At 49.0% G+C, this 25,491-nt stretch carries 23 protein-coding genes; 4 read left to right on the top strand and 19 right to left on the bottom strand.

Features of this window, described 5'->3' with window-relative positions; all coding sequences use genetic code 11:
- Positions 1 to 182: 182 nt before the first annotated feature.
- The 13 genes from BR62_RS0102765 to BR62_RS0102705 all read right to left on the bottom strand — a co-directional run bounded on the left by BR62_RS0102765 (position 183) and on the right by BR62_RS0102705 (position 13,891).
- On the bottom strand, positions 183 to 1,595 hold the full coding sequence (locus tag BR62_RS0102765; protein WP_007407424.1) for a peptidoglycan DL-endopeptidase CwlO: 1,413 nt from the start codon (positions 1,593 to 1,595) through the stop codon (positions 183 to 185).
- Positions 1,596 to 1,991: 396 nt separating this feature from the next.
- A complete protein-coding gene (locus tag BR62_RS0102760) occupies positions 1,992 to 3,446 on the bottom strand; it encodes a tetratricopeptide repeat protein (RefSeq protein WP_032869593.1) in 1,455 nt (484 codons plus the stop codon).
- Between the two features lie 115 nt (positions 3,447 to 3,561).
- Positions 3,562 to 4,623: a sensor histidine kinase gene (locus BR62_RS0102755; RefSeq protein ID WP_032869591.1), complete on the bottom strand. Its 1,062-nt coding sequence runs from the start codon at positions 4,621 to 4,623 to the stop codon at positions 3,562 to 3,564.
- A complete protein-coding gene (locus BR62_RS0102750) occupies positions 4,620 to 5,297 on the bottom strand; it encodes a response regulator transcription factor (RefSeq protein ID WP_012118540.1) in 678 nt (225 codons plus the stop codon). The genes BR62_RS0102755 and BR62_RS0102750 overlap by 4 nt, the downstream gene beginning before the upstream one ends.
- 201 nt (positions 5,298 to 5,498) lie before the next feature.
- Positions 5,499 to 7,268 carry an ABC transporter ATP-binding protein gene (locus BR62_RS0102745; protein WP_012118541.1) on the bottom strand — a complete coding sequence of 590 codons (1,770 nt, stop codon included), beginning with the start codon at positions 7,266 to 7,268 and terminating at the stop codon, positions 5,499 to 5,501.
- Positions 7,269 to 7,479: 211 nt separating this feature from the next.
- The gene (gene hisIE, locus BR62_RS0102740) at positions 7,480 to 8,100 is read right to left on the bottom strand and encodes a bifunctional phosphoribosyl-AMP cyclohydrolase/phosphoribosyl-ATP diphosphatase HisIE (protein ID WP_007407429.1); all 621 of its coding nucleotides are present in this window, start codon (positions 8,098 to 8,100) and stop codon (positions 7,480 to 7,482) included.
- Positions 8,097 to 8,855 (bottom strand): imidazole glycerol phosphate synthase subunit HisF, encoded by a 759-nt coding sequence (hisF, locus tag BR62_RS0102735; RefSeq protein WP_032869589.1) that lies wholly within the window; start codon positions 8,853 to 8,855, stop codon positions 8,097 to 8,099. Before hisF ends, hisIE begins: the two co-directional genes overlap by 4 nt.
- Positions 8,852 to 9,589 carry a 1-(5-phosphoribosyl)-5-[(5-phosphoribosylamino)methylideneamino]imidazole-4-carboxamide isomerase gene (gene hisA, locus BR62_RS0102730; RefSeq protein WP_032869587.1) on the bottom strand — a complete coding sequence of 246 codons (738 nt, stop codon included), beginning with the start codon at positions 9,587 to 9,589 and terminating at the stop codon, positions 8,852 to 8,854. The genes hisF and hisA overlap by 4 nt, the downstream gene beginning before the upstream one ends.
- Positions 9,586 to 10,224, bottom strand: coding sequence for an imidazole glycerol phosphate synthase subunit HisH (gene hisH / locus BR62_RS0102725; RefSeq protein ID WP_007407432.1), 639 nt, complete (start codon positions 10,222 to 10,224; stop codon positions 9,586 to 9,588). Before hisH ends, hisA begins: the two co-directional genes overlap by 4 nt.
- A complete protein-coding gene (gene hisB, locus BR62_RS0102720; protein ID WP_015240671.1) occupies positions 10,225 to 10,809 on the bottom strand; it encodes an imidazoleglycerol-phosphate dehydratase HisB in 585 nt (194 codons plus the stop codon).
- Positions 10,775 to 12,088, bottom strand: a complete 1,314-nt coding sequence (gene hisD, locus BR62_RS0102715; protein WP_032869585.1) for a histidinol dehydrogenase — start codon at positions 12,086 to 12,088, stop codon at positions 10,775 to 10,777. The genes hisB and hisD overlap by 35 nt, the downstream gene beginning before the upstream one ends.
- Positions 12,085 to 12,726, bottom strand: coding sequence for an ATP phosphoribosyltransferase (hisG, locus tag BR62_RS0102710; RefSeq protein WP_012118547.1), 642 nt, complete (start codon positions 12,724 to 12,726; stop codon positions 12,085 to 12,087). Before hisG ends, hisD begins: the two co-directional genes overlap by 4 nt.
- On the bottom strand, positions 12,719 to 13,891 hold the full coding sequence (locus tag BR62_RS0102705) for an ATP phosphoribosyltransferase regulatory subunit (protein WP_032869583.1): 1,173 nt from the start codon (positions 13,889 to 13,891) through the stop codon (positions 12,719 to 12,721). The genes hisG and BR62_RS0102705 overlap by 8 nt, the downstream gene beginning before the upstream one ends.
- Positions 13,892 to 14,132: 241 nt before the next feature.
- Between BR62_RS0102705 and BR62_RS0102700 the strand changes: the two genes are divergently transcribed.
- Positions 14,133 to 14,858: a C39 family peptidase gene (locus tag BR62_RS0102700; RefSeq protein ID WP_032869581.1), complete on the top strand. Its 726-nt coding sequence runs from the start codon at positions 14,133 to 14,135 to the stop codon at positions 14,856 to 14,858.
- Between the two features lie 16 nt (positions 14,859 to 14,874).
- Here BR62_RS0102700 and BR62_RS0102695 read toward each other — a convergent pair whose 3' ends face one another.
- Genes BR62_RS0102695 through hprK form a run of 4 tightly spaced genes read right to left on the bottom strand, consistent with a single transcriptional unit; the run spans position 14,875 to position 17,835 of the window.
- A complete protein-coding gene (locus BR62_RS0102695; RefSeq protein ID WP_007407438.1) occupies positions 14,875 to 15,393 on the bottom strand; it encodes an acyltransferase in 519 nt (172 codons plus the stop codon).
- Positions 15,394 to 15,396: 3 nt separating this feature from the next.
- Complete coding sequence (ppaX, locus tag BR62_RS0102690; RefSeq protein ID WP_007407439.1) at positions 15,397 to 16,047, bottom strand: pyrophosphatase PpaX; 651 nt, start codon at positions 16,045 to 16,047, stop codon at positions 15,397 to 15,399.
- A gap of 25 nt (positions 16,048 to 16,072) precedes the next feature.
- The gene (gene lgt / locus BR62_RS0102685) at positions 16,073 to 16,888 is read right to left on the bottom strand and encodes a prolipoprotein diacylglyceryl transferase (protein ID WP_032869578.1); all 816 of its coding nucleotides are present in this window, start codon (positions 16,886 to 16,888) and stop codon (positions 16,073 to 16,075) included.
- A gap of 14 nt (positions 16,889 to 16,902) precedes the next feature.
- A complete protein-coding gene (gene hprK / locus BR62_RS0102680) occupies positions 16,903 to 17,835 on the bottom strand; it encodes an HPr(Ser) kinase/phosphatase (RefSeq protein WP_003151456.1) in 933 nt (310 codons plus the stop codon).
- Between the two features lie 169 nt (positions 17,836 to 18,004).
- Between hprK and nagA the strand changes: the two genes are divergently transcribed.
- From nagA to BR62_RS0102665, 3 genes are read left to right on the top strand one after another with little or no spacing between them, the layout of a single operon-like run.
- A complete protein-coding gene (gene nagA, locus BR62_RS0102675) occupies positions 18,005 to 19,195 on the top strand; it encodes an N-acetylglucosamine-6-phosphate deacetylase (RefSeq protein WP_032869577.1) in 1,191 nt (396 codons plus the stop codon).
- A complete protein-coding gene (nagB, locus tag BR62_RS0102670) occupies positions 19,192 to 19,917 on the top strand; it encodes a glucosamine-6-phosphate deaminase (protein WP_032869576.1) in 726 nt (241 codons plus the stop codon). The genes nagA and nagB overlap by 4 nt, the downstream gene beginning before the upstream one ends.
- A gap of 13 nt (positions 19,918 to 19,930) precedes the next feature.
- Positions 19,931 to 20,662 carry a GntR family transcriptional regulator gene (locus BR62_RS0102665; protein ID WP_015418311.1) on the top strand — a complete coding sequence of 244 codons (732 nt, stop codon included), beginning with the start codon at positions 19,931 to 19,933 and terminating at the stop codon, positions 20,660 to 20,662.
- Between the two features lie 143 nt (positions 20,663 to 20,805).
- Here the strand turns inward: BR62_RS0102665 and BR62_RS0102660 are convergent, their stop codons facing one another.
- Together BR62_RS0102660 and BR62_RS0102655 are read right to left on the bottom strand one after the other, a co-directional pair.
- On the bottom strand, positions 20,806 to 21,381 hold the full coding sequence (locus tag BR62_RS0102660; protein ID WP_015418312.1) for a TetR/AcrR family transcriptional regulator: 576 nt from the start codon (positions 21,379 to 21,381) through the stop codon (positions 20,806 to 20,808).
- Positions 21,382 to 21,546: 165 nt separating this feature from the next.
- Positions 21,547 to 25,416, bottom strand: a complete 3,870-nt coding sequence (locus BR62_RS0102655; RefSeq protein WP_032869575.1) for a metallophosphoesterase — start codon at positions 25,414 to 25,416, stop codon at positions 21,547 to 21,549.
- Positions 25,417 to 25,491 lie beyond the last annotated feature (75 nt).

Genomic DNA, 25,491 nt, shown 5'->3' with positions numbered 1-25,491 from the left:
GGGCGCACCCTATATGACTAAGAATCCCCATCAATCGTATTCCTTACCCATATCCTATTAAATCTGAAGGCAATTCGCTATTTTTTTGCTCATTTTTCTGAAAAACCGTGATTAGGCAGCTCCTGAGCGGGTATACAAATAAAGAAAGAGCCTTCCGGGATAGAAGGCCCTTGTCTTATTCATTATTGCACGACACGTCTTACATTGCCGTTGAATGCTTTCTTCCAGTAAGGGTTGCTCATAGAATCAATGGATACACCGTGTGATGTATTATCGTTCAGGAACGTTCCGTTACCTAAGTAGATGCCGACGTGGCCGTTTGTTTTATACGTGTTGAAGAATACTAAGTCTCCGCGTTTCATGTCAGACGCGCTTACTGCCTTACCTCTTCCGATTAATGTATCTGTGTTTGTGCCGCTTGCAGGTCCGAGATTAACGCCTGCGTTAGCATAAGCCCAGCGTACGAATGAAGAGCAGTCAAAAATACGGTTGTTAATATCAGATTGAGTGCGTCCGCCGCCGAATTTGTACGGGGATTGACCCACAAGGCTTGATCCTACGCTGATCGCGCCTTCAATACCGCCTGAATTTGAAATAACAGATCCGCCGTCAGAATCATCTGAACCGCCGCTGTTATGAGATGATCCGCCTGAAGTGCTCTTCGGTTTGCTTGAGCTGTCAGATGAATCAGATGATGTTGAAACAGCCGCTTTTTTCACAGTTTTAACCGCCGGTGCCGGCTGGCTGTCATCTTTTTGGTTTTGGTCTTCAGAAGCTTTTTGCGCTTCTTCCTGTTTTTTGATCAGGGCAGCCGCTGCAGCCTGCTCAGCTTTAATGCGCTTCTGTTCTTTTTCAGTGTCAGCTTTTTCGTTTGCAAGCTTTGATGCTTCTTTTTTCAGATCAGAGATAGCGGAAGCCGCTTTTTTCTGACCGTTTTTCGCTTCGTCGAAAAGCTTGTCTTTCTGATCAAGCTGTTTGTTCAGGTCTTTTTGCATAGACTCGAGTTTCGCAAGATCATCTTGAACTTTTTTCAGCTTCACGTTAAGTTCAGCTTCTGCGTCTTCGAGTTTCGCTTTATCCTGCTCCTGCTGTTTGATCAGCTCTTTATCCGCATCAACGATAGAAGATACCGCAGTCGCACGGGAAATGAAGTCTCCGAAGCTTGTCGCCCCTAAAAGAACATCTATGTATCCTTGAGAACCGCCGTTTTCCTGTAAAGAACGAACGCGTTTTTTCAGGATTTCATTGCGTTTTTCAATACGCGCTTCTGTTTCTTTGATTTCTTTTTTCAAATCAGCGATCTGCTTTTTCGTTTTTTCGTTTTCAGCTTTTTTATCTTCGATTTTATTGCTTGTATCCAACGCTTTAGCGTTAATGTCTTTCAGTTCTTTTTCAATCTTAGCCTGCTTGTCCTGAAGCTTAGACAATTCTCTTTCTTTTGCTTCAAGGCTTGAAGCCACCTCAGATTGCTTGCTTTCAATTTTTGCTTTTTTGCTGTCTAATGTTTCCGCCGATGCAGTTTTTGTAAACGGGATCAAAAAACTGCTTGTCCCGATGACGGAAGCCAAACCAAGTGTTAATAAACTCTTTTTCACTTTTTCTTTCCTCCCTTTTACTTTAAACCTGTTCTCATTTGGAATTCTATTATGAACATCAAAGTTACGCTCCCTCACATACCCGTGAGGCTGATGATTTTTATGTATGAATCTTTAAATCTTTTAAATTGGTATAGATTATACAGCACATGTAAAATAAACTAATCTCTTATGTACGAGACTCATTATACCATCATGTTTCGACAATTTTTATTACAGTTATATTTCAATGTGATTGCAAATCTCATATTTTGCAAAATAAACGGTGATTACGGCCTGATTTCGATTCGAAAAGCAAAAAAATACGTATGAATACCTCTTTTTTCGGCGGTAAAGTTCTGTTTTGCCCCTTTCTGATAAAAAAAGAACCGACTCTTTATATAGAAAGAATCGGTTTTATTCTAATATATCATCTATTTGTCTGATGTATTTCGAAAGTGTTGCCGGCGTTATACCGTAAACGGCGGCCGTTTCTTTTTTCGTCGTTTTTTCGCCGTTTGCTTCTTTCCATACATATGCGATGGCTGCGGCCCACGCCCGCTCATTCTGTACGGCAGCGGCGGCGCGGATGTGCTGAATGACGTGAAAAACCCAGCAGCTCATGACGTCAGTTTTTAAACTGTCGGCTTCCGCTTTCTCCAGAAGCTTGACCGTCCGATACGTGAACAACGCATCACCGGAAACGCCTGAAGCGCCTTTTTCACCGGAAAGCAGCAGTCTGACGAAATCTTGTTCAAACGGTGAAACGGCGCGTTTTGCCGTCAGAACTTTTTCAAGCTGGTTCCGCTCTCCTTCAGCGCTGCTGATATAATAGGCGGCAAGCCGCTGTTCAAGTGAAGCAGGCAGCGGTTCCTGCCGCTCCGCCCAAGGCGCGGGCCGATCTGATTCGGGAAATTCGGCTTCGGCCTTTTTCCAAATGGTTTCCGCAAATTCTGTGCGGCCTGTCCCGTAGGCTGAAGCGGCAAGCCAGTAATAAAACGTTTCGTCGCCTTCAAACCCGCTTTTGTAAAGAGAACGGAGCCATTTATAACCGAGATCATGTCTGCCGACAAGCGCAAGCGTCGCCCCCAGCTTATAGCGCTGTTCGAATAAAATCGGATACACCTTGGCGAGTTTTCCGCTCAATTCTCCGACTTTTTCATCTTCCCTCTCGTAATAGCAGAATACAAGGAGGTTGCACAGGGCATGGAGATTGCCTTCATTTTTCTCAAGCACTTCGAATACCGTTTGTTTCGCTTTTGTGACATTGCCTGAGTAAAAGTAAGCGAGCGCCAGGTTGTTGTATGCAGACCAAAGCTCGGGGTAATCGGCAGTAATCTCTTCAAGCATGACAACCGCTTCATGAAGCTGGCCGCTCTCAAGAAGCGTTTTTGCCCGATCCTGCCTGATCAGCAGTTCATCCTGGTCATAGAGCGATTCGTTTTCACCCGCTTCGCCGAAATCCAATAGCTCCATCAGATTTTCAATTTCTTCGCTGAATTCACCGTCCGGATCGGCATCTGAATAAGCCGCCGCTTCTTTGTATGCTTCCTGAAAGAGCCCCAAATGCGCGAAATTATTCGCTTTAAAGTAATGACACTCGGGCATTTCTTCTTTCAGGTTCACCAAAATAAAGTCGAACAGCTCATTTGACTGTTGGTAGTGGCCCATTTCAGAATAAATGACGGCCAGCCGGGACAGCATTTCGGAATCATTCGGCTCGAGGTGGACGGCCCGCTGAATCAGTTTGCTGGCCCGCTTTAAATTCCGCTCTTTATATGCTTTTAAGCCTTTATGAAAAAAATATTGTCCATCCTGAAGCAGCTGGACAATTTGCGCGTGCTTTTTCTGTTCAGAAGTGTGTTTTCCCACAAATATCCTCCGTTTTATACGTATTACCGTCAGTAGTATACCATAAAACGGTTTCACCTCAATAGTTCAAAAGACAGGATCGGCTTCGTTTTTTACTGGCTGGTTCGACCAGATTTTAGCTGTTTTTTTCACGAGGCTCGGCTGGAAGAATGACGCGGAAAAGGGTTCCTTCGCCGCGCTTGCTCTCAACCTCTATCGAACCGCCGTGCAGCTCGGCGATTTTTTGGGCGATGGACAGACCGAGCCCGCTTCCTCCTTCGTTTCTCGCCTTATCCGCTTTATAAAACCGTTCAAATACACGCTCCGCCTGTTCAGGCTCCATTCCGATTCCGTCGTCGGCGATTTCGACAGCCGCCGCTCCCGGCAGATCTGCAATTTTAACGGAAATGCGGCCGCCTTCACCGGTAAATTTTACGGCATTGTGAATCAGATTCATCCATACTTGGCTGAGCAGCGCTTCATCTCCGTACACATACGACTCCTGTAAATCAATGAGAAACTCAATCTGTTTGGCGGACCATTCAGGCTCACAGGTCAATATGGTGCGCCGCAGCTGTTTGTCAATGCGGAACGGTTTTTTTTGTATCGGTTCGGTTTGGCGTTCGAGCGCAGTGAGCTTCAGCAGATTTTCACTGATTTTTGATAATCGTTCTGTTTCTGTTTCGATGATGTGTAAGTAGCGCCCCCGCTCCTCATATGATAAATCCGGTTTTTTCAGAAGATGCGCGTAGCCCTTTAATGAAGTGAGCGGGGTTTGGATTTCATGGGAAACGTTCGAAATAAATTCTTGTTTCAGTTTTTCCATTTCACTCAGTTCCGCGGCGAGTGTCGACAGTTCATCAGCCAATTTCGTCACGGGATGGTTCCGCTCAATCTTCTCCATTTTCCGGGAAGCGGCCGCTGTGAAGTTGCCGCTCGACATTTGCTTGATCGTGGCGGTCAGCGAATCCCAGATCGCATGATGCCTTTCACGTGCTGACTTTGAAAAAATAAACATCGTTACGAACAGCAGGCCGAAAACAAGCCAAAGCGTCAGAATCTGCTCGGCGTACGGCATAAGCAAAATCGGCCATATGAGACCGAATCCCTGAACAATCAGGTGAGCCGCCAGCCATAAGAATGCGGTGACGGTGAGAAGGATGATGATTTTTCCAGCCGTTCTGAAGATCCGTTTCATCCTGTCACCACAAACCGATACCCGAGCCCCCGCACCGTATGGATGGCAAACGGATAGTCTTTTTCCGGAAACCGTTCTCTCAGCCTTTTAATATGCACATCAACGGTACGCTCGTCACCTTCATAATCAAAGCCCCAAATATCTTCTATTAATTGTTCTCTTGAAAACGTCTTATTCGGATAACCGGCGAGCTTAAATAAAAGCTCAAATTCCCGCCGGGGCAATGTCAATCCCGCTCCGCCGCCGCGCGTTACAGTGCGGGATTGCTTATCTAATGTGACCGTTCCGATGGTCAGCAGTTTTTCAGCGGTGATCCGGTACCGTTTCAGCAATGCTTTGACCCTTGCTTCCAGCTCAAGCGGCTCAAACGGTTTGACGAGATAATCATCCGCTCCGGAAGTAAAACCTTGAACTTTGTCCAGCGTTTCGCCTTTTGCCGTCAGCATCAAAATCGGAATGTCCGTAAAGCTGCGGACGGCTTCACTGACTTCAAACCCGTCCATTTTCGGCATCATCACATCCAGTATGATGAGATCTATAGGTGCTGATTCGATCAGCCGCACCGCCGCTTCCCCGTCTTCCGCTTCTGCGACGTCAAAACCGCTCTGCTCCATCATAAGGCGGACAAGCTCACGGATATGGCGGTCATCATCCGCAACCAATATGACAGCCATGAAAATCCCTCCTTCTGCTTTTTTCTTTTCATGAATCGACATGATGTCTATAAACCGAATTTTTTCATTGTCTCCTGTACCGGCATACACGCTTATGGCTTGGCTCTTCATCGTTACCGACCGTACACCCGTAAGAACAGGACTCCGGCTGCAAAATAAAAAGCAGCTTTTTCAGCTGCTTTTGATTCATAAAGTCTTGCTTTACACAGCTTTGTTTTCTAAGTCGGCATTCAGCTTCAGCTGCTGCTCCGCAAAATCGCGGTACAGCGAATGGGATGCCATTAATTCATGGTGTGTGCCCCGTCCGGTGATTTCACCCTGTTCGACAAAGAGAAGCTGATCTGCATCCACAACCGTGGATAAACGGTGGGCAATCACGATGGTGGTGCGGCCTTTCATTAGAACTTCCAGCGCCTGCTGCACCCATTTTTCAGATTGGCTGTCCAGACTTGATGTCGCTTCATCAAGCATCAGAATGCTCGGGTTGCGAAGGAGCGCTCTGGCAATGGCGATGCGCTGGCGCTGTCCGCCTGACAGCATAATTCCCCGCTCACCGACCTCTGTTTCAAATTTCTTCGGTAAGTCTTCAATAAATTGCAGAGCGTAGGCCATGTCAGCCGCTTGCCTCAGTTCCTCATCGGTCACCTCGCGTTTTAATCCGTAGCAGATATTGTCGCGGATGGTGCCTGACATTAACGGGCTTTCTTGCGACACGTAGCCGATATGCTCCCGCCATGACTCAAGGGAATACGCATCAATCGGTTCATTTCCGAGCAGGATGCTGCCCGCAGTCGGATTGTAGAATCGTTCAAGCAGCTTAAATAACGTTGTTTTTCCGCCGCCGCTCGGTCCGACGATCGCGGTGACTTTGCCGGCTTCAATCGTAGCCGTAATGTCTTTTAAGATGGTTTGATCTGTTTTGTAGCCGAATGAGACTTGTTCAAGCTTAATCGGCTGATCTGCGTTTTCAATGGCTTTTCCGGTTTGGATATCTTCTTCTTTTTCTGCAAGAATATGAATCATCCGTTCCGTTGCGCCGACGGATTTTTGAAGCTGTGTGAAAAATGAAGTGATCTGGCCCATCGGCATAATGATCTGAAACAAATACAGGATAAAGGCAACGAGTGCGCCGGCTGTCAGTTCACCGGATGACACCTGCATCCCGCCGTACCCGATGACAGCGACCAGCGCCGCCATTAATACAAGTGTAATAAGCGGGCCTACGAGCGACTGCACCTTCGCTTCACGCAGCCCGAGTTTAAAGAGTGCCATGATGCCTGCTTTTCCGCGTCCGTATTCCGCTTCTTCAGCGTTTGACGCTTTTACAAGCCTGATTTCCGGGAGGATGTGGTTTAATAATCCGGTGAATCTCGCCGTTTCATCCTGTGTTTCCCGAGAAATTTTAAACATTTTCCGGCCGATCGGCACTAAAATCACCGCAGCCAGCGGCACGACGATCAGCACGAGCAATGTGAGCTTCCAGTTCATGAAAAATAAGATCGTCAGTGACCCGATAACGGAAATGATTCCGGTAATAAATCCGCTGATATTGTTTGTGATCAGCTCTTTTACCACCATTGTGTCATTGGTGACACGGCTGATCGTTTCTCCCGTGGCGTTTTTGTCAAAATAAGAGACGGGCAGTTTAATTAATTTCTGCCACAACAAATCACGCAGGCCCGAGATGATTTTCTGGCCGCTGTAGTTCAGGGCGTAGGTGGCGTAGGCGCTTAATGCGGCCTGTACGATAAACACGGCTGCGATGATTCCGATTTGCACGCCTGACAGCGACGACATGGAAAAGCCGTCAACGAGCTGCTTTGTCAACAGCGGAATCAGCAGGCTGACGAGCGTTGTCACAATACTGAGAGACAGCGCGAAGGCCAGCATACCGTATGATGGTTTTGTTTTTTTGACTAATGAAAAGAATGAGCTGAATTTCCCTTTAGGTTTTGGTTGTTTATTCGGCATAAGTTTTCCTCCTATATCACTGTTTATACTATAACGGATGTGCATGAACGGAATATGAACAAAACGTATATTTTTGATAAAAACCAAAATAAACTCTATTAGTCAATATTATCAAATTCATCTGCCTCCGGTTGCGGAAATAAGGAATATTTAATTGAATGTTTAAGTTTGACAGATTAAAAACCTCACGGATCTCTCCGTGAGGTTTGTTTTACTCAGATGCTGAATGGCGTTTCGCAAGGACGTCAAGCACGTCGTCCAAAGGAAGCGACTGCTCACGCAGAAGAACGAGCAAATGATACAGCAAATCCGCCGCTTCCCATTTTAATTCTTCATGGTCCCGGTTTTTCGCGGCGATAATAACCTCTGCGGCTTCTTCGCCGACTTTTTTGAGGATTTTATCGACGCCTTCCCGAAACAGATACGTTGTGTAGGCTCCGTCAGGCATCTCCGCCTGCCGTTTGGCGATTACGCTTTCCAGTTCATTTAAGATGCCGAAACGATCCTGCGCATCCGCTTTTTCCGGAGAAAAGCAGCTGTAGCTTCCCTTATGGCATGCGGGTCCTGAAGGCTCCGCAAGCACGACAAGAGCATCTTGATCGCAATCATAGCGGATTGCTTTCACCTTTTGGGTATTCCCCGACGTCGCTCCTTTATGCCACAGCTCCCCGCGTGAACGGCTGTAAAACCAGGTTTCTTTCGTTTCTATCGTTTTTTCGTAGGATTCACGATTCATATAAGCCAGTGTCAGTACTTCTTTGCTTGCCGCATCCTGCACGATGGCGGGAATCAGTCCGGCCTCGTCAAACCGCAGTTCATCTGCCCGTTTCATCTCACATTCACCCCGTGTTTCTTCATATAATCTTTCACTTCTTTTATAGATGTCTCTTTGTAATGGAAAATGGAAGCTGCAAGCGCGGCGTCCGCTTCACCGATCGTGAAGGCTTCAAGCATATGGCGCGCGCTGCCGGCTCCCCCTGACGCAATGACAGGCACCGGGACGGCACGTGTGACAAGCTGTGTGAGCGTATGATTAAAGCCTGTTTTCTCACCGTCTGCGTCCATGCTTGTCAGCAGGATTTCACCCGCTCCCCGGCTGACGGCTTCTTTTGCCCAGGCCGTGACTTCCCACTCGGTTTTCTTTCTGCCGCCGTGTGTGTACACTTTATAGCAATCCGAATCTTCATCATACTTTGCGTCAATCGCCGCGACGATGCATTGCGAGCCGAAAAAATCCGCTCCTTCCGTAATCAGCTCGGGGCGGAGGACGGCCGCTGTATTAACGGATACTTTATCAGCGCCGGCGCGAAGCATTCGTTTCATATCGCTTAATTGATTGATTCCGCCGCCGACTGTAAACGGAATCGCCAGTTTTGCCGCAACTTGTTCTACGACGTCTGTCATCGTCTTGCGGCCTTCGTGAGAGGCGGAAATGTCGAGAAAAACAAGTTCGTCAGCGCCCTCCCTGTCGTAAGATTCGGCCAGCTCGACAGGATCGCCCGCATCTTTCAGCCCGAGAAATTGAATGCCTTTGACGACGCGGCCTTCTTTCACATCGAGACACGGAATGATTCGTTTCGTGATCATGCGTCCTTCACCCCGCTGAGCGCTTCAGCCAATGTAAATTGTTTTGTATACAGCGCTTTTCCGATAATCGCTCCCGATACGCCGGCGTCTTTGAAGCGGGCCAGTGCTTTGAGGTCGGCGACTGAGCTGACTCCGCCTGAAGCGATGACGGTTTTTCCCGTTGCTTTTGCGAGCTGAACGGTGCTTTCGATGTTCGGTCCTGACAGCATGCCGTCAGTTGCAATATCCGTGAAAATGAAGGTTTCCGCTCCTTCCTTCGCCAATTCACGGCCCAGATCGGCCGCCCTTACCGAGGATGTTTCCAGCCAGCCTTCCGTCGAGACATATCCGTTCCTTGCATCAAGACCGATCGCGATTTTGCCGCCGTATTGTTTCAGCATGCTCTTCACAAATGCCGGATCGGAAACAGCCGAGCTGCCGAGAATAACGCGATCAACATCTTGTGATAAATAACCGTACACATCCGCTTCAGAACGGATCCCGCCGCCGATCTCGACTTTGACATCAAGCTGCCGCGCAATGTCAAGAACATGCCTGTCGTTTACTTTCCTGCCTGCTTTCGCGCCGTCAAGATCCACGAGATGAATCCATTCGGCGCCTTCTTGTGCAAATTGCGCCGCCATGTCTAAAGGAGAGTCACCGTATATCGTTTCCTTGCCGTAATCGCCTTGGATGAGGCGGACGCATTTGCCGTTTCTCATATCGATTGCCGGATATAATGTAAAAGCGTTCATTTCTTCACCTTCTGTTCCGCTGCCATTTTTGTAAATTGCGTTAAGATCGCCATTCCGGCCGTACCGCTTTTTTCCGGGTGAAACTGTGCACCGAAGACATTGCGTTTCCCGACGACCGCCGGAACACGAACGCCGTACTCAGCGCTTGCCAGAAGATCGCCGTCTTCCATCCCGTCTATATAATAGGAATGGACAAAGTAAACGAAGCCTTCTTCCGCTTCCGAAAGCAAAGGAGACGTTTGGTGAAACGTCAGCCGGTTCCAGCCCATATGCGGCACCTTCAGCTTGTTTCCTTCGGCATCTCTGTCTTTGAGTCTCACAGCTTTTCCGGCTAATAAACCGAGTCCTTTTGCAGAGCCGTTTTCGGTGCTTTCTTCGAAAATGAGCTGCATGCCGAGGCAGATGCCGAGGAGCAGCTTACCCTCGTCAACCATACGGTGTATGAATTGATCAAGCTTCGCGCTGCGTAAATTGTCCATGGCGTCACTGAATGATCCGACACCGGGGAGAATAAAAGCATCCGCTTTTTCAAGCTCTTCCGGCCGGTCTGATACGACATACGGGACACCGACGCGTTCCAGCGCCTTCGACACGCTGAATAAATTGCCCATACCGTAATCAATTACACCGATCATTTACAGCATTCCTTTCGTAGACGGCACACCCTTGACGCGCGGATCAATGGATGACGCTTCATCAAGCGCTCTGCCAAGCGCCTTAAACACGGCTTCTATCATATGATGGGTATTCGTTCCGTAATGAACGATGACGTGCAGATTCATTCTCGCTTCCAGCGCCAGTTTCCATAGGAATTCGTGTACCAGCTCGGTATCAAACGTTCCGACTTTCGCTTGCGGAAATGCACCGCGCATCTCAAGGTGCGGCCGGTTGCTCAGGTCTACGGCGACTTGGGCGAGCGCTTCGTCCATCGGTACTAGCGCTGATCCGTACCGTTTGATCCCTTTTTTATCACCGAGCGCCTCCAAAAAAGCCTGCCCTAAGCAGATGCCGATATCTTCAGTCGTGTGGTGATCATCTATCTCCGTATCGCCTTTTGCGTCAACAGTTAAATTGAATTGCCCGTGCTTTGTGAACAAATCAAGCATATGAGTCATAAACGGCACATCCGTGCTGATGTCGGCTTTTCCTTCTCCGTCTATTTCGAAAGCCAGCTTAATATCGGTCTCATTTGTTGTTCTGGCGCGTTCCGCTTTTCTCATCGGTCATTCCTCCGTTTCTCGCTTCAATCGATCTTGCGTGCGCTTCAAGCCCTTCCAGTCTCGCGAAGGCGGAAATGCTGTCCGCGTGCGTTTCAAATGCCTTCCGGCTGTATGAGATGATGCTCGATTTCTTTTGAAAATCTGTTACATTCAACGGGCTTGAAAACCGCGCCGTTCCGTTTGTCGGCAAAACGTGATTCGGTCCGGCAAAATAATCGCCGACCGGTTCAGCGCTGTATCGCCCTAAGAAAATCGCCCCCGCGTGTCTGATGCTTCCAAGCAAAGCCTCCGGCGAATGCGTCATGATTTCTAAATGCTCGGGTGCCAGCGCATTCACCGTGTCCACCGCATCTTCCATCGATTCCGTAATATAAATGCGGCCGTGATCCTTGATCGACGCTTCGGCGATTTCTTTGCGCGGCAGCGTCTGAAGCTGTTTATTCACCTCATCTGATACCGCTTCGGCAAGCTTCCGTGAGTCGGTGACAAGCACGCTTGAGCTGAGCGTATCGTGTTCTGCCTGTGAAAGCAGGTCAGCAGCGACTTCTTTGGGCACCGCCGTATCGTCTGCAAGGACCACGATTTCACTGGGCCCGGCAATCATGTCAATATCCACAACGCCGAAGACTTCGCGCTTCGCGAGTGCTACAAATATATTGCCGGGGCCCGTGATCTTATCAACAGGCTGTATCGTTTCGGTTCCGTAAGCGAGCGCGGCAATCGCCTGCGCGCCTCCCGCTTTGTAAATTTCCTTTATGCCGAGCTCAGACGCCGCCGCCAGAACGCCCGGCGAAAGGCGGCCGTCTTTTCCCGGAGGACTGACGAGAACGATCCGTTCCACTCCCGCAGCGAGAGCGGGGATGACATTCATTAAAACGGAAGACGGATAAGCGGCCGTCCCGCCCGGCACGTATACGCCCGCGGAATCGAGCGCCGTTATTTTCTGCCCGAGCATCGAGCCGTCTTTGCGATGGTAAAACCACGAGGATTGCAGCTGGCGTTCGTGATATTCTTTAATATTGGCAATCGCCTGTCTGATCACTTCCAGCAGCTGATCATCAAGCAGACGGTACGCCTCGGTGACTTCCTCTGCACTCACGGCCATTTGGTTCAGGCTGATGCCGTCAAATGTTTTTGTATAGGCCAAAACGGCTTTGTCACCGTTTTGTCTGACGTCTCCAATAATCCCCCTGACGGTTTTCCGCTGCTCTTCGGTTCCGCTGTCGATGGAACGCTTCAGTGAGAACCGCTCGCTTCTTTTTACTGCGGTTATTTTCATTGTGCCGTTTCTCCTTCCACAACCCTGGCCAGCCTGGCCGCCATTTCGTCGATTACATCATCCTTCATGCGGTAGCTGACCGGATTGACGATAAAACGCGATGTGATGTCACAAATATGTTCTGATTCAACGAGACCGTTTTCTTTTAATGTCCGCCCGGTTGATACGATATCTACGATTCTGTCAGCAAGCCCGATTAAAGGCGCCAATTCAATCGAACCGTTCAGCTTAATGATTTCCACCTGCTCGCCCTGCTCTCTGAAATAACTTGACGCAACATTCGGATATTTCGTCGCAATCCTCGGGGCGACTCCGTTCCAATCCGCTCCTGGAAGCCCCGCAACGGCGAGATGGCATTTGCTGATTTTCAGATCGAGCACCTCATACACGTCACGCTCTTCCTCAAGCATGACATCCTTTCCGGCAATACCGGCATCAGCGACGCCATGCTCGACATAAGTCGTCACATCCATCGGCTTTGCCAGAATAAAGCGGAGATTTTCTTCAGGAACGTCAATGATCAGCTTTCTCGATTCTTCAAACTCCTCGGGCAGCCTGTACCCGGCCTGCCGCAGCAACCCGGCCGCTTCTTCGAATATCCGTCCTTTTGGCATTGCCATTGTGAGTACCTTACCCATTCTGCTCTTCCTTTCTGGCACCGATAAAGTATGTGACGTTTGCAAATGATTTTGTCATATGATCGATATTTTCAATGCCCGCCAGATCCTGCAGGACGACTTTTCTGCCTCTCGCCCTTTCTTCCTCCGCGAATAAAATAGCCTGCGCCCGCTGCTCCTTGCTGAAAATCACGGCGTCCGCTTCACTAGTTTCTTCCTGGATGCCGAGCGCTTCAATCAGCCTGTCGATACGGAGCCCGAAACCCGTGGCGGGAGCGGGACTGCCGAAATGGCCGAGGAGATTGTTATAGCGTCCGCCGCTTCCGATGACAAAACCGACATTTGCCGCATACACTTCGAATAAAATTCCCGTGTAATAACTCATATGGCTTACCATATTCAGATCAAGGCGAATATGCTCGGCACATCCGTAATCCTCAAGAATGTCCCACAGGTCTTCCAGCTCCTGAATCAAGCTTTGTCCGGAGATGCCGATGATCTCCTCCGCTTTGGCGCAGATCTCTTTCCCGCCTCGCAATTCCAGAAGTGTGAGCAGCCGGCTTTTATCTATTGAAGAAAGCGGAAGCGATTTGACATGTTCCCTGTATCCCACGTAATTCTTCTCAAAGAGAAAGCGCCGCAGAACATCCGCCCGCTCAGCATTGCCCAGAACCTCGACAAACAGCTCATCAGCGAGTCCGGCATGGCCGATCGCGATTTTAAACCGGTGCAATCCCGCGTTTTTCAAAGCGCCGGCCGCCAGCGCAATCACCTCGGCGTCCGCGCTTGTTGATCCGTCGCCGATCAGCTCCGCGCCGACCTGTTCGAATTCGGCCGGACGTCCGCCTTCCCGCTCTTGAGCGCGATAGACGCTTGCCGCGTACCCCGCTCTGAGCGGATGATTGTGTTTGTGCAGCTTAGACGCCGCCACCCTGGCAATCGGTCCGGTCATATCAGGCCGAAGCACAAGCGTTTTCCCGTCCTGATCGAGAAGCTTAAACAGCTGCTGTTCTTCAATGGCTGACTGGACGCCTACTGTTTCATAAAATTCAAGGGTCGGCGTCTCCATAAACTGATAACCCCATTTATCAATTAAATCCGTCAGTGTGGAACGGACTTTTTTCTTGGCTTCGTATAAACCGGGCAGCGTATCTCTCATGCCATGCGGTTTCTCAAACATAAACATTTGCCTTTTACACCTCCGCTTTGTCTGAAGGAAAATTCCGAATCCTTTAGTTCGCTAATATGATAATATGTTAGCAGATAAAAGAATGAATTGCAACGCCCAATGTCCGCCTATTCTTTTCCATAAACATGGCTAAAGAATGAACAAACCTGTAAACATATCGGAACGATCGAATCATATTGAGCAGAAGTGCTATAATACATAGAATAGCTTCAACAGAAACAAGGGAGAAGAATTGATAATGAAGACGCTTGGAACATTATGTGTGCTGATTCTGACAGCCGTCCTTGTCTATCTGGGATATAACATCTATACAAACGATATTCATTTGAATTTTTTCAATCAGCAGTCCGACGAGCCTGATGAGAAAACACCGTTAAAAGGGAGCGCGTCACCGCTGAATGTCGTTCTGTACAGACAGATGGATTCACCCAGACTGTACAATGGCTGTGAGGTGACAAGCCTTGCCATGATTTTGAACAATGCCGGATATCATGTATCAAAAAATACATTGGCGGATAAAATCAATAAAGTTCCGCTCACATACAGCAGCGGGCTGAAGGGAGATCCGAATGAAGGATTTGCCGGAGATATGGAAAACGGCCCGGGTTTAGGCGTTTATCATGAGCCGATTGATAAACTTGCCAAAGAATATGCGGGAAACAAAGTATATGACCTGACAGGAAAAGACATTTCTTCAGTGTACCGCCAGCTTGAAAAAGGGCGGCCGGTCTGGGTGATTACCACCACATCCTTTAAGCCGGTTGATCATATGCAGACTTGGAATACGCCGAACGGAAAGATCGACATTACGTTCAGCATGCATAGCGTAGCCGTCACCGGTTATGATCACGATTATGTATACGTCAATGATCCTTACGGCTATAAAAACAGAAAAACAGACCGGACTGAATTCGAAAAAGCCTGGAAGCAGATGGGCAGCCAGGCCATTGTGATCAAGTCATAAAAAAACCCCGCTGACGTTAATCAGCGGGGTTTTCCATTCGTTTTTTCATTTCTTCGTCCGTATAGATCACCTGCATCGGATTTCCTCCGACAAACGCCCCGGCCGGGACATCTTTGTGCACCAGTGTGCCGGCTGATACAACGGCTCCGCTCCCGATGGTGACGCCGGGCAGAATAGTTGTGTTTGCCCCGATCATCACCTCGTCACCGATTGTGACAAAACCGGTCCGGTACTCATGTATTAAATATTCATGAGCCAAAATCGTCGTATTGTAGCCGATGATGCTGTTTTTTCCGACAGTGATTTTTTCGGGAAACATGATATCCGGCATCACCATCAGCGCGAATGACGTCTGTTTTCCGACATTCATTTTCAAAAAGGTTCGGTACAGCCAGTTTTTCACGCTTAAAAACGGCGTATACCTTGCGATCTGAATGATGATGAAATTTTTCATCACCTTCAGAAAGGGAACCGTCTGATAAACATGCCACAATGAATTTGCACCTGAAACCGGATGGCGGTCTGTTTTTCTCACGGATTACTTCACTCCGGTGATGTGCAATAAATCACTCATTTTCTCGAGCATATAATCGGGTTCATAGGCGGAAAGCGTCTGTGCGCCTTTAATCGTCCACGCGACGCCGGCTGTTTTCGTGCCGGCGTTTTTTCCCGCCATGACATCGTGATAATTGTCACCGACCATTATGGCTTCCGACGGATCGCACCCAAGCCGGCTGAGAGCAAGCCGCACAGGTTCGGGGTCAGGCTTCGGGTGCTTAACATCATCAAGCGTGACGACAGTATCGAAAAACGCCCCGATGCCTGTCAGCTTCAATCCCATATTGACTGTATCCCTCAGCTTTGTGGTGACAATACCAAGCTGATAGCCCGCTTTTTTCAATTCATCCAGCGTTTCATAAACCGTTTCGTACTCCGTGACGAGTTCATCGTGCTTTTCATGGTTGAATGCTCTGTACATGCAGATCATCTCATCGCACTTTTCAGCATTAATGCCTGAAAACGTTTCATACAGAGGCGGGCCGATAAATGGAAGCACATCTTCCCTTTTAAACTGCCCCGGGCAATAATGATCAAGCGTATGAAGGTAAGAAGCGATAATCAGTTCATTCGTGTCAATCAGCGTGCCGTCGAGATCAAATAAAATGGCGGTTACACGTTTATCAGTCATCTTATGTCCTTTCCGATTTCAGGCGTCAGTCCGTATCAGCATACCGCTTATCGGCATACCCCTTCATGCGTCTGAAAATCATTAAAATAATCGCAAGTACAATCAGCACAATGGAAATGACCTGCGCGATCCGAAGCTGGCTCGTAAGCATCAGGCTGTCCGTCCGCATTCCCTCAATAAAGTATCTGCCGATCGAATACCAGATCACATACGTCAAAAACAGATTGCCCCTGCGCAGGTTCACGCGGCGGAGCAGAAGCAGAATCACGACGCCCGCAAAACTCCACAGCGATTCATACAAAAACGTCGGGTGATAATATTGTCCGTCTATGTACATCTGATTAATGATGAAATCCGGAAGATGCAGACTTTCCAAAAATGACCGGCTGACCGCTTCACCGTGAGCCTCCTGGTTGATAAAGTTCCCCCAGCGCCCGATGGCCTGGCCGAGCAGAATACTCGGCGCGGCAATATCCGCCAGCTTCCAGAATGAGATGCCTCTTACTTTTGAAAAGACGATTCCCGTCGCGATCGCGCCGATCAATCCGCCGTGAATCGCGATGCCGCCTTTCCAGGTTTTAATGATTTCCCCGGGGTGTTCCGAGTAATAGCTCCACTCGAAAAGCACATAGTATGCCCGTGCGCAAATGATTGCGATCGGGATGGCGAAAAGAACAAGATCAATAAAAATGTCCTTTATCAGCCCCCGCTTTTCACTCTCCCTCATGGCCATCCAAAGCCCTAATAACGCGCCCGCTCCGATAATGATTCCGTACCAGTGCACGGATAATGGCCCGAGCTGAAAGGCAATCGGATTGATTGGTGTTCCTGCTTCGTTCATATCATTGCCAACTCCTATTCGTCTTGTTCGCCGTCCTCAATGACATCCGCCAGCTTATTCGTGAATTGCTCGGCAGCATTTAAGCCCATCCGCTTCAATCTGAAGTTCATCGCCGCAACTTCGATAATAACGGCGAGATTCCGCCCCGGGCGGACAGGAATGGTCAGTTTTGTAATTTCCGTATCAATGATTTTCATTTTTTCTTCTTCAAGTCCGAGACGGTCGTATTGTTTCCCTTGCTCCCATAGCTCAAGGTCCATGACGATTGTAATTCTTTTATTGCTTCTGACGGCGCCCGCTCCGAACAGCGTCATGACATTTATAATGCCGAGCCCCCTGATTTCGAGCAGATGCTCAATCAGATCAGGCGCGTTCCCGACAAGGGTATCCTGATCCTCCTGCCGGATTTCAACGCAGTCATCCGCGACAAGACGATGGCCTCGTTTGACAAGCTCCAGCGCTGTTTCACTTTTACCGACGCCGCTTTTTCCCGTAATGAGCACGCCGACGCCGTATATATCCACAAGCACGCCGTGAATGGCCGTTGTCGGCGCGAGACGGCTCTCAAGAAAATTCGTCAGTCTGCTTGACAGCCTGGTTGTTTTCAGAGGGGATCTGAGCACAGGCACGCCGTTTTGCTCGGAAGCTTCTACAAGCTCCGGCGGGATCGGCATATCTCTGGAAAGTATGATAGCCGGCGTCACATCGGTGCACAGCGATTTCATCCGCTGTTTCTTATCTTCCTCGGGAAGCTGATCGAAAAATGACAGCTCCGTTTTTCCTAAAAGCTGCACCCGTTCTCTCGGGTAATATGTAAAATAACCGGCGATTTCAATACCGGGCCGTGATAAATCACTCATCGTAATCGGGCGGTTAATCCCTTCTTCTCCGCTGATCAATTCTAAATGGAACTGCTCCATTACGTCTTTGGTCCGAACCTTTGCCAAGATATGTTCCTCCTGTTCTGGGATGTTCCGAGCTTTGAACAGTTATATTTTATCACTTTACCGTCTGAACCAAAACAGATTTATACAATTCCGGCATAACTGGTCTAGATAACTAGTCTGAAAAAGAGTAAAATAAAACTAACAACTAACCAGAAAGGCGTGTTTTAAAGTGGCTGAAAGCTTGTTAATCAGCGGTGCGGACATCGTAACAGAAGAAGAAATCATCCGAAACGGTTTTCTCGGTATAAAGGACGGCATCATTTCTTACGCGGGGAAAACAAGACCGCAAGAAACGTATGAGAAGGAATGGAAGGCGCCCGAGGGTTCATATGCGCTTCCCGGAATGATTGATATTCATATTCACGGCGGATACGGCGCGGATACGATGGATGCTGATGTTGCAGCTCTTGATACAATGTCCGCCCGGCTGCCCGAAGAAGGAACAACCTCTTTTCTAGCGACAACGATCACACAGCAGCACGAAAACATTGAAAAAGCGCTCGTCAACGCCAAAGAATGGACGTCTTCCTCACCGCAGGCCCAAAAAGGCGCTGAGTTGATCGGCATTCATTTAGAAGGACCATTTGTCTCTCCGAAAAAGGCGGGAGCACAGCCGAAACAATGGATTACTCCTGCTGATGCCGGGCTCTTTCAGAAATGGGAGCGGCTCTCGGGAGGGATGATCAAAATTGTGACGCTTGCGCCGGAAGAAGATCCTGATTTCAGCCTGATCCGTTATTTAAAAGACCAAAACATCATCCCGTCAATGGGACACACAGACGCGGGAGCCGAGCTTTTACAAAAAGCGGCGGATGCCGGGGCGGTGCATATGACGCACCTCTTCAACGCCATGAGCTCCTTTCATCATCGTGAGCCGGGGGGCATCGGTACGGCTCTCGCCTGCGGCCGCATCACGGCGGAGCTGATCACTGACGGCATTCATTCCCATCCTTTGGCCGTTAAGCTTGCCTATTTGGCGAAAGGAAGCAAAAACCTGATCATGATTACAGACTCCATGCGGGCAAAAGGGCTTAAGGACGGAGAATACGAATTCGGCGGACAAAAAGTCACCGTTCGCGGGGACACGGCGCTTCTCTCTGACGGGACGCTGGCCGGTTCCATTTTAAAAATGAATGAAGGCGCGGCGCTCATGCGCAGGTTTACAAACTGCTCATGGCTGGATATAGCAAATATGACATCGGCAAATGCGGCCCGCCGCCTCGGCATATTCGACCGTAAAGGAAGCATCGCCGAAGGAAAAGACGCCGACGTTGTTCTGACGGACGGACAGTGCGGCGTGCTGGCAACGATTTGCCGCGGAAACACCGCATATATCTCAAGGGAGGCTGATTGGACATGAACGTTATCACATGCAGACATTATGAAGAATTAAGTGAAAAAGCCGCATCGATTATCGCTGAAACAGTGAAACAAAAGCCGGATGCCGTTCTCGGCCTTGCGACGGGAGGCACTCCTGAAGGCGTATACAAAGAACTTGTGCGGATGCACCGCTCAGAGGGCTTGTCATTCCGAAATGTCACGACGATCAACCTTGATGAATACGCCGGGCTTTCTCCCGAGGACAAAAACAGCTATCATTATTATATGAATACACATTTTTTTGCACATATCGACAGCCGAAAGGACCGCCACTTTCTCCCTGACGGACGGGCAGACGATCTTGATGCCGAATGCGGACGATATGACCGATTGATTCAAACACTCGGCGGAGCGGATATACAGCTTTTAGGCATCGGACACAACGGCCATATCGGCTTTAATGAACCCGGGACGCCATTTGAATCCCGAACCCATGTCGTTGAGCTGAATGAAGAGACAAGACAGGCGAATGCGCGGTACTTTCCGTCAATTAATCAAGTCCCTGTAAAAGCCCTGACAATGGGGATCGGGACGATTTTGTCCGGCAAACGGATTTTGATCATGGCATCCGGAAAAAGCAAGGCCCAAGCGGTGAAGCAGCTTCTGGACGGGCGCATCAGCGAAGCATTCCCCGCCTCCGCCCTGCACGCGCATCCGGATGTGACGGTCTTGATTGATGAAAAGGCTGCGGGCGGCGATTGAAAGGATTTGACCTATGCAGATTGATAAACAATCTCCGATTCCGATTTACTTTCAGATTATGGAACAATTAAAAACACAAATCAAAAACGGCGAGCTGAAAGCGGATGCGCTGCTTCCGTCGGAGCGGGAATACGCCGAACAATTCGGCATCAGCCGAATGACGGTGCGCCAGGCGCTTTCCAATCTGGTGAATGAAGGATTTTTATACAGGCAGAAAGGCCGGGGAACGTTCGTCAGCAAACTGAAGATGGAACAGCCGCTTCAAGGGCTGACAAGTTTTACGGAAGATATGAGAAGCCGGGGCATGAAGCCGGGGAGCAGACTTGCCGAATACCAGCTGATTCAGGCGACGGAAGAATTATCTTCTATCCTGGGATGCGGCTATCAGGCAACGCTTCATAAAATCATCCGCGTCCGGCTGGCGAATGATATCCCGATGGCGATTGAAGCCTCGTACATTCCGTTTGACAAAGCGGGAAAACTGGACGCCTCTCATTTTCAATCATCCATGTATGAGCATATTGAAGCGTACAATCAGATGCCGATCTCACGGGCAAAACAAGAGCTTGAACCGGGAGCCGCTTCCGAGGAAGAAGCTGAGCTGCTCGGTATCCAGCCCGGTGCCCCCGTCCTCTATATCAAGCGGACCACTTATCTGCAGGACGGCACTGCCTTTGAGCACGTCAAATCCGCCTACAGAGGCGACCGCTACACATTCGTGCATTATATGGACAGGGTGAAATGAAACATCTCCAACCGTTACGGGTTGGAGATGTTTTTTGATCTGCCATTTTCAAATCAAGCCGGTGAATGTTCTCTATGACTCTGTCAAAATGGAGAGGCTGTGGTTCTGGTATCTATTTTTATAAAGAAAAAAGTAATAAAATGCTACCCTCTGTTTTGGACAATATACGGAACCTGCTTTGAAACCAGCAGCAGCGGTTCTTTGTTTTTATGAGCCAGTGAAAACATGATTGCGCCTTCAATCATCGAGTTGATTGTCACCCCGAGCTTCTCCGCTTCCTCTTGTTCAAACCCATGCTCAAGAAATTTTGCCGCAAACACATCCGTCCACTTCTTGAACACCTCAACACATGTGCATCTTAACGTTTCATTGATCAGAGCGGTCTCACCCGCCAGCAATCCAACCGGCACGCCCTCAATATTCTGCGGATCATTAAACTGTTCAGCCGTTACATGAATAAAGTGCTGAATCGCTTCTATAGGGTCCGCGAATTGAGACATACTATTCTGTATTTGCTTTTCAACGCATCTTCCCGTATATTTGATCGCCGCAATGGCGAGTTCTGCTTTTCCGTTTGGAAAGTGATGATACACAGACCCTCTGGGTGCTCCGCTCTCTTTTATAATTTGATTCAAACCAGTCGCATGATATCCCTGAATCTGAAAAAGATATGCAGAGGTTTGAATAATTCTTTCTTTTGTCCCGGTTTTACTGTTCATTATGTTTCCTCCTGCATATTACGAAAACCAATCGATTTTAGTATAGAAAAGGGACATAAAAAAGTCAAAAGCACTTATCACAGCAGGGCGCCGCCATTTACGCACAGAAAAAATCCTGCTGACCGTCAGATTTTCTTCTGACGATCAGCAGGCTGTATGTTTTCGTTATGGGTTTGAGGCATGCCTGAAATCAAACTGATCCGGAGCCGGGCGATACGGCGTATTTCCCGTTTTGAACATCCACAGCGGTGATATTGTTTTGCCGTTGTACGGGTCCTTCACGACGGTGTACCAGTAATAAACGGAATCAGGATGCAGGCCGTCCCAGACCCAATTTGCGGTTTTTCCGCTTTTTACGTGTTTTTTATGACCGAGCAGTTCGTTCGTATAGACGTTGCATTCAAAATAATCGGTCGCTACCCTTTTCCTCTTCGGCTGTAAATCCATTTCTGCTGAGAATTCGTCTTTATCAGCGAACAGATCGGTGTCATAGTAATTGATGTCATCCGTGTACGGCGAGTAGGAGAACATGTGAACCTGATTGGCGGCCTGATCGAATTGCATCATGCGCATAAAGCCCTGCCCCCCTTCCGGACCGTCCTGGTAGTCGGTCAGAATTTGGTGGACGAGGCGGTCCGGTTTTCCGTCCCCGTCATCGTCAAGCGCATCGGTTTTTTTCATGGCGTTATGGTAATGGCCGCTTAATACCATCGCCACATTGCGATTCGGCTTGACGACTTTTCGATAGATCGTTTCCCCGATCGGGCTTCGATTTCCGCTCACAAGCAAGTACTCATGAAAGCATAAGATGGCGGTTCGGTCCGGATACCTCTTTAGCACTTGATTGATCCAGTCAATCTCTTGTTCCGCAATGCCCCAGCCCATATAAATCATAATAAAATCGTTCCCGCTTGCCGACAGCAGGTCATAATGCCCGCGGTTATTTTTGTATGATCCGCCGTAATGCATGTTCTGTTCAAACCGGCGGCTCCCGAAGAAATCCCCGAAGGTTCGGTATGTGCCGTCTTTATGGCCGACGTCATGATTGCCTGCAAGCACTCCGTACGGAATCCCCGCCTTGTCAAGCGTCCGCATGGAGTGATCGGCGTTTTTCCACTGTTTCATCACCATTGAATCATCGACGATATCGCCGGTATGAAAGACATATTTAATATTGTGCTTTTCCTTATTTTCTTTGATCCACTCCGTCATTTTGTCAAAAATGTGCGGGTGCCCTTGTGCGTAATACTGTGTATCCGACATCCAGACAAACGTGTAATTGCCTTTCGCCGGTATTTGATCCTGAACGATGACATTCATTTTTGAGTTCTTCACCACATCCGCTGCGGAAACGGCGGCTTTTAATGTAAACGGCTTTTTATCTTTGGCAAGAACGCTGTCCGCCTCCTGCCAGCGGCTTGTCCGGTAATTCCAAATATACATGGTTACCTTTCGGCCAGGGAGAGAGCTTCCTTTCCAGACCGCCTCGGCCAGATCCGTTTCGTCGATAGACGGGTCAACGGAGACTTCGAATCGGTGATAAGGAAAACGCTCCATACTTTCCGCCGAAACGGTTTTTCCGTCATTTGCCGAGATGCAGTTCATTTCCGGCAGGGTAAACGGCATTTCATTTTCTTTTATGCCCCTCGGCGGTTCCGTTAATGAGGCGTGTTTATACACTTTCACGCTGCCCGGATTCCGCGCGGTATAACGGAAGCCGCGATAAAATGATACATTCATGTCATCCTTCGTCGGGTCTTTTACCCGGACGGACAGCTTTGCTTTGTGGGCGCCGATTTTTTGATCGGCAAGCTCCGGCTGGTTCGGCTCCTCCCGTTTGATATGGAAGGTGCGGACGGACGTTGTTTCATTTCCGGCAAGGTCTGCCGCAATGATGGTAAGGGTATGTTTTCCGGGCTTGAGATCGGCTGATGACGTGTGATGCGGGAGCGTAATGCTTTCTCCGTCCAAAAACGCTTTGACCTCTTCCACTTTGCTCCATTTGTCACGGATGTCCGCATTCAGCTCAACATTACCTTTCAGCGCCGCGCCTTCTTTGATACCCGGGATAATCTTCGGCCCCGTATTGTCCACCCGCACAGATTGGCTCAGCTGCTCCTCCCCGTCGCTAACAAAAATATGGTGATTGCCTTCAGAAAGCTTCGCCGTGTTCCACGGCAGCAGCCGTGACGTAAACAAATGATCCGGCAGGCTGAATGAGAAGGTCTTCTGCTGATTCGCCCGCCTGCCGTCACCGATAAAGAGCTGCTCAGCCGGATCCGTCTTCCCGTCTTTGATCACCGTTCCGTCCGAAAGCACCAGACGGGCATGTTTCACGACAAAATCATCCCGATTCTCTCCCGTGTCATACGGAGAAACCTTTGAGCCCGAACGGATGGATACTTTCTGCGTTTTGCCCCCTTTTTGCAGCAGACGTTCCGGAAGGAGAACCGAGTGCGTTCTGTAGCGGTGAGACGGATCGTCAAAAATGTGCAGTACCTCATTTTCCATTATGACGGTGTTTTGAAAATAAAGATTCGTTTTCCGGGCATCGAAGGCGAAATAGACCTCTTTTTCCAGCGCCGGCCGGGTCTCCTGCCGCTTGCCGTCAATCCACAGCTTGATCTTATCGGCGCTGACGTCGGAAGTCGCTTTGAGCAGATAGGTGCCGGATATCGTATCTTCGGATTCAACATTCATTCTGAGTCCGTGTGATTTGCTCGTCTGTTCAATGTCAATCATTTTGACGGGCGTTTTTGCTTCATTTTCTCCATCACTGGCTGCGATATAATACTCAAGCTGATCCTGGCCGAGCAGCTCCGGGGAATAAAGAATGTGATGGTATAAGCTGTCGTTGCGGTCTTTTTCGGCCAGAATTCGTTTGAATGGTTTTTTCTCATTGGTCCGGTAATAAAACGCGGCTGTTTTGACAAGGTTTTTGTCTTTTATGTCAGCCTTTAATTCAATGCTTTCAGCGGGCCGGACGGGCTTTCTGTCTGTAAGGTCTTCGATGACCGGTTTTTCCTTGTCGGGTTTTATCACCCTTTTCTGCTGCGGGATCTGCGCCTGAAAAACGGAGCCCGGTGACGGCTTATGCTCGCTCGTGGAGATCTTCAGCAATTCTCCCGTTCCGTTCAGCGGATATTTGTACAGCAAAGAAGTCAGCCGGCGGAAAGCGTGTTTCCGGTATTGCGCCGAGGCGATACCCTTTCCGGTATTTGCCGACAGCACCACCGTACGCGGGCGGCCGTTGGACATTCCGTCCGTCCCTTCGATGACGGCGAGATGTTCTCCCTCCTTCAGGCGTGTCCTGTAATAGCGATTGAAATCATCTATCGTCAGTTCTGATGCGGCGCGTCTCAGCCAAAACACGTAAGTCCCGCCTGACGGAATGACGGTATCTTCTTTCGGCCTCCATATCATATCTGATTCCGGCCCTTCCTTCGGATAGCGGTAGCGGATGTGATAGTCTTTAAAATGAATGGGTCTGTCCGTCGTGTTATACACCTCGATAAATTCATAGGCATCAGCGCCGTCTTCATTTTTCGTATCAACCGCAAGCTCCGTAATCATCAGCTCGGGAATATGATTCAAATCGGCTTGATAGCCGTCCAGCTTCAGCCGCTTTTTCTCCGATTCCGCCCGCTGTCTGCCGTTGGTGAAAACGAGGTAATATTCCAATTCTCCATTCCAGATATCCCGTTTTGAAACCTGGGCCGTAAACAGCCGGATTGCGCCTGGCGCGGGCTCCATCGGCACCATTTTAAACCCCAGCTCATTGCTTTGTTTATAAAAAAGAAACGCCGAAAACGCTTGATAGTCAGCATTCCGTACATGAGCCTGTATGAACAGGTTTCTTTTCATTTCCGCCTTTACTTCGATTTGGGGAGGATTCTCCAGAAGCGGTATGTAATGAGGCGGCTGTCCGAATTCCTGCTGATTCACGGGGATTGCCGATTCTTTGCGCGCCGCATCCGCAGAAGGACTCACACAAAGCAAACCAATCAGAAAAAAGAGCGTCATCACAAGTTTCATCTCATTACCTCCCTATACATTATGTTGCGTCAGGAGGCTGCCGCTTATGTAAATCACACATAAAAAAGCTGCCCT

This window comes from Bacillus sp. UNC69MF, assembly GCF_000746035.1.
Taxonomy (GTDB): domain Bacteria; phylum Bacillota; class Bacilli; order Bacillales; family Bacillaceae; genus Bacillus; species Bacillus velezensis.
Note: the sequence above shows the minus strand (reverse complement) of the source record. Positions and strands in the feature narration are given on the sequence as shown.